Origin of the sequence: Streptomyces niphimycinicus, from assembly GCF_018883605.1 — a bacterium.
Lineage (GTDB): Bacteria > Actinomycetota > Actinomycetes > Streptomycetales > Streptomycetaceae > Streptomyces > Streptomyces niphimycinicus.
The window spans coordinates 1-4,679 of the sequence record NZ_JAHLEM010001002.1 but is presented as its reverse complement, the minus strand read 5'-3'; the positions used below and the strand labels follow the sequence as shown (position 1 = coordinate 4,679).

Annotated in this window: 4 protein-coding genes; 2 read left to right on the top strand and 2 right to left on the bottom strand. The window is 71.8% G+C overall.

Annotated elements, in window-relative coordinates; translation table 11 throughout:
• Positions 1-225 precede the first annotated feature (225 nt).
• The gene (locus tag KN815_RS46735) at positions 226-1,050 is read right to left on the bottom strand and encodes a purine-nucleoside phosphorylase (protein WP_043237321.1); all 825 of its coding nucleotides are present in this window, start codon (positions 1,048-1,050) and stop codon (positions 226-228) included.
• 697 nt (positions 1,051-1,747) lie between these two features.
• Positions 1,748-2,185 carry a gamma-glutamylcyclotransferase family protein gene (locus KN815_RS46730; RefSeq protein WP_216347857.1) on the bottom strand — a complete coding sequence of 146 codons (438 nt, stop codon included), beginning with the start codon at positions 2,183-2,185 and terminating at the stop codon, positions 1,748-1,750.
• 111 nt (positions 2,186-2,296) lie between these two features.
• On the opposite strand from KN815_RS46730, the gene KN815_RS46725 reads away from it, so the two are divergent.
• Both KN815_RS46725 and KN815_RS46720 read left to right on the top strand, forming a co-directional pair.
• Entirely contained in the window at positions 2,297-3,745 is a 1,449-nt protein-coding gene (locus KN815_RS46725; protein WP_216347856.1) for an NAD(P)H-quinone dehydrogenase, read from the top strand.
• A 137-nt stretch (positions 3,746-3,882) separates the two neighbouring features.
• The coding region (locus KN815_RS46720; protein ID WP_443732350.1) for a DeoR/GlpR family DNA-binding transcription regulator at positions 3,883-4,679 on the top strand (797 nt) is incomplete at its 3' end.

The window sequence follows — 4,679 nt, the reverse complement described above, 5'->3', positions numbered from 1 at the left end:
CCCGCCCCCGGCACCACCCACGAACAGCAGGCGCACCCCGCACGCGCCGCACCGGAGGCCCCGTCCCCGGCACCCACCACGCACCCCACCGCGCCCCCGCCCCCGGTGGAGGGTGTGCCGCGACGCTCTGTTCAGTTGGCTGAGGGGTGAGTACCCGCACAGCACGCTGTGACGCCGCCGGCGCCAGCGCTTGCGCGTCGGAATGGGGTCGCCCGACCGGCGAGGTCAGATGCGGTCGAGGACCTGCGACAGCAGGCTGCCCATGCGGGAGGCGGAGTCGCGGCCGGCCTGGAGGACCTCCTCGTGGTTGAGGGGTTCGCCGGTCATACCGGCCGCGAGGTTGGTGACCAGGGAGATGCCCAGGACCTCCGCGCCCGCCTCGCGCGCCGCGATGGCCTCCAGGGTGGTGGACATGCCCACCAGGTCGGCGCCCAGGGTGCGGACCATGGTGATCTCTGCCGGGGTCTCGTAGTGCGGCCCGGGGAACTGGGCGTAGACGCCCTCCTCCAGGGTCGGGTCCACCTGCTGGCACAGGGCGCGCAGCCGCGGGGAGTAGAGGTCGGTGAGGTCGACGAAGTTCGCGCCCACGATCGGGGAGGTGGCCGTGAGGTTGATGTGGTCGCTGATCAGTACCGGCTGACCGGGGCGCATGCCCTCGCGGAGGCCGCCGCAGCCGTTGGTGAGGATGATGGTCTTGCAGCCGGCGGCGACGGCGGTGCGTACGCCGTGTGCGACGGCGGCGACACCGCGACCCTCGTAGTAATGCGTACGGCCGAGGAAGACCAGCGCCCGCTTGTCGTTGATCCGGTACGAGCGGATCCGGCCCGCATGCCCCTCGACGGCGGGCGGCGGGAAGCCGGGCAGCTCGGTGACGGGGAACTCGTGCTCGGGCGCCCCGAGGGCGTCGGTGGCGGGGACCCAGCCGGAGCCCAGGACCAGCGCGACGTCGTGGGTCTCCGCGCCGGTCAGCTCGCGCAGGCGGGTGGCGGCGTCGTCGGCGGCGGCGTGGGGGTCGCCCTGGATGTCGTCCCAAGAAACTGATGCGTTCACGCGCACGAGGGTAGCCGGTAACTGCCTACGCGCGTAGACGGGTCCGCCGAGGTATTCGGATCGTTGCATAGCCTCCCGGGGGGTTTGTGGGCCCGGTCAACCCCCGGGCCGGGGCCCGGGGGTTGCGTGTCCGGTGCGTGGACCCGGAGGGCCGTATGTCCGGTGAAGCCGTGCGCTCGGTCGGAGCGGGGGTCCAGGAGGACCCGGCGGCGAGGGTCCGCGTAGGCCCGGGGTCCGGGTATCCCGGTGGGCCGGGTCGGGGGGCAGGGTCCGGTCGGTCTGGCCGGGCCCCGACCCCCTCGGGCTGGCCGGGCTCGCGGACTCACCGGACACGCGGAGGCCCCGGGCCGCCCGGAAACACGGCCCCCGGGGGCGGTCAGGCCCGTGGAGTCATGGGAGATGCAGGCCCCGGCCACTCGGGCCGCCCCGAGACGCGGACCCCCGGGCCCAGGAGCCGCCCGCGCACAAGGTCGCCCGGGAACACGGCCCCCGGACCCCTGGATCCTCGGGCCGCCCGGACCCTGGGGCCGGTCAGGCTCGCGGGCTCATGGGAGGCACGGGCCCCCGAGCCCCCGGGCCGCCCCGAAAACGCGGACCCCCGGCCCCCGGGCCGACCGAAAAGACGAACCCCCCGGCCCCCGGGCCGCCCCGGGTACACGGCCCACCCGGAAACACGGACAGACCGGAAACACCGGACTCAGCAGGGGCGCTTCCGTAGCTCCATCACATAGTCGTGCGGCGCGCCCGCGGATTCCGCGGCGTCGGCGATTTCGCCGAGGTAGCGGGCGGAGGGCAGGCCGCCCTCGTAGCCGTTGAGGACGTAGAGCCAGGCGGGTTCGTCGCCGTCCAGGGTGTGGACGCGGATCCGCATCCGGCGGTAGATGTCGAGGCCGACGCCCTCCCAGCGATCCATGGAGTCCTCGTCCATGGGCGCGATGTCGTAGAGGGCGACGAAGACCTGGGAGCGCGGGGCCTCCACGATGGTGGCGAGGGCGCCTTCCCAGCCCATCTGCTCTCCGCCGAAGGTGAGACGCCAGCCGTTCAGCCAGCCCGTTCCGCGCAGCGGGGAGTGCGGTGCGCGGCGGGTCATCAGCCGCGCGTCGAGGTTGCCGGCGTACGCGGCGTAGAGCGACATGGGTCTGAGGGTACGGGAGAGGGGCGGAACGGCCCCCGGGGTGGGAGGTTCGTACGTCAGTCGCCCCCGCGAAACCCCCCGGGCTGAAGCCGGTCGAACCGGTGCGGGACAATGGAGCATGTGACTCGGATCGTGATCATTGGTGGCGGACCCGGCGGCTATGAGGCGGCGCTGGTCGCCGCGCAGCTCGGCTCGGAGGTGACCGTCGTCGATTGCGACGGTCTGGGCGGCGCGTCGGTGCTCACCGACTGCGTGCCGTCGAAGACGTTGATCGCCACCGCCGAGGTGATGACGACGTTCGATTCCTCGTATGAGGAGCTGGGGATCATCGTCGCCGACGACACCCCGCCGATGGAGCAGGCGGCCCGGGTGGTCGGCGTGGATCTCGGCAAGGTCAACCGCCGGGTGAAGCGGCTCGCGCTCGCGCAGTCGCACGACATCACGGCCTCGGTCACGCGGGCCGGCGGCCGGGTCATGCGCGGGCATGGGCGGGTGGAGCCGCAGCAGTCGCTGGACGGCTCGCGGCGGGTGGTCGTGCGGGCGGTGGACGGCACCGAGCAGACGCTGGTGGCGGACGCGGTGCTGGTGGCGACCGGTGCTCATCCGAGGGAGATCCCGGACGCGAAGCCGGACGGCGAGCGGATCCTGAACTGGACGCAGGTGTACGACCTGGACGAGCTCCCCAAGGAGCTGATCGTGGTCGGCTCCGGTGTCACGGGTGCGGAGTTCGCGGGCGCGTATCAGGCGCTGGGGTCGAAGGTCACGCTGGTCTCCAGTCGGGACCGGGTGCTGCCGGGTGAGGACCCGGACGCGGCGGCGGTGCTGGAGGACGTGTTCCGGCGCCGGGGGATGAACGTGATGTCCCGCTCCCGGGCGCAGGCGGCCAAGCGGGTGGGGGACCGGGTGGAGGTGACGCTCTCGGACGGGCGGGTCATCTCCGGCACCCACTGTCTGATGGCGGTCGGCTCGATCCCGAACACGGCGGACATGGGTCTGGAGGAGGCCGGGGTCAAGCTGGCCGAGTCGGGGCACATCCTGACCGACAAGGTCTCCCGGACCAGCGCGCCGGGCATCTACGCGGCCGGTGACTGCACCGGGGTGCTGGCGCTGGCGTCGGTGGCGGCGATGCAGGGCCGGATCGCGATGTACCACTTCCTGGGGGACGCGGTGACGCCGCTGAATCTGAAGACGGTTTCCGCGAACGTCTTCACCGACCCGGAGATCGCCACGGTCGGCTACTCGCAGGCGGATGTGGACGGCGGGAAGATCGACGCCCGGGTGGTGAAGCTGCCGCTGCTGCGCAATCCGCGGGCGAAGATGCAGGGCATCCGGGACGGCTTCGTCAAGATCTTCTGCCGTCCGGGCACCGGCATCGTGGTCGGCGGTGTGGTGGTCGCGCCGCGGGCGAGCGAGCTGATCCACCCGATTTCGCTGGCGGTCGACAACAACCTGACGGTGGAGCAGATCGCGAACGCGTTCACGGTCTACCCCTCGCTGTCCGGTTCGATCGCCGAGGTGGCACGGCAGTTGCACACCCGGAAGACTCAGGAAGAGTCGTAGATCCGGTCCTTATAGCACTTCGCACCTTCAGAGATGTCCAACTTCTGCTAATTGGTGCAAGCTGCTGAAAACAGACGGTCGTTGGCGTTACTGTCAGTTTCGTGTTCGCTGCAGAACGTCGCCAATTGATCCTTGAAATGGTGCGCGCGAACGGAGCGGTGTCGCTCCGGGAGCTCGCCCGCGTCGTCCAGACCTCCGAAGTGACCGTACGGCGTGATGTGCGGGCGCTGGAGGCAGAAGGACTGCTCGACCGCCGGCACGGCGGTGCGGTGCTGCCGGGCGGATTCACCAGGGAGTCCGGCTTCCCGCAGAAATCCCATCTAGCGACCGCGGAGAAGACGGCCATCGCCGATCTCGCGGCCGGTCTCGTCGACGAGGGCGAGGCCGTGGTCGTCGGCGCCGGAACCACCACGCAGGAGCTGGCCCGCCGGCTCGCGCGGGTTCCGGGGCTGACCGTGGTCACCAATTCCCTGCTGGTCGCACAGGCGTTGGCGCATGCCAACCGGGTCGAGGTCGTGATGACCGGCGGCACCCTGCGCGGCTCCAACTACGCCCTGGTCGGCAGCGGCGCCGAGCAGTCCCTCCAGGGGCTGCGGGTCTCGCGCGCCTTCCTGTCCGGCAGCGGGCTGACCGCCGAGCGCGGTCTGTCCACCTCCAACATGCTTTCGGCCAGCGTCGACCGGGCGCTGGTCCAGGCGGCGGCGGAGGTGGTCGTGCTCGCCGACCATACGAAGCTGGGCACCGACACCATGTTCCAGACGGTGCCCACCGATGTGATCACCCGGCTGGTGACCGATGAGCCACCCGCCCATGACGACCGCGCCCTGACCGAGCTCCAGGCCCTCGCGGACCAGGGGGTTCAGATCGCCGTGGCCGGGCCGGGCGCGGGGTCCGGCCCGGCCGGGGGCGGTGAGGGCGGCGGTTCGGCCGGGCG

Excerpts from the sequence above, each read along its gene's own strand:
- KN815_RS46725 (WP_216347856.1), top strand. The coding sequence starts at position 2,297 with ATGGAGCATGTGACTCGGATCGTGATCATTGGTGGCGGACCCGGCGGC.
- KN815_RS46730 (WP_216347857.1), bottom strand. The coding sequence starts at position 2,185 with ATGTCGCTCTACGCCGCGTACGCCGGCAACCTCGACGCGCGGCTGATG.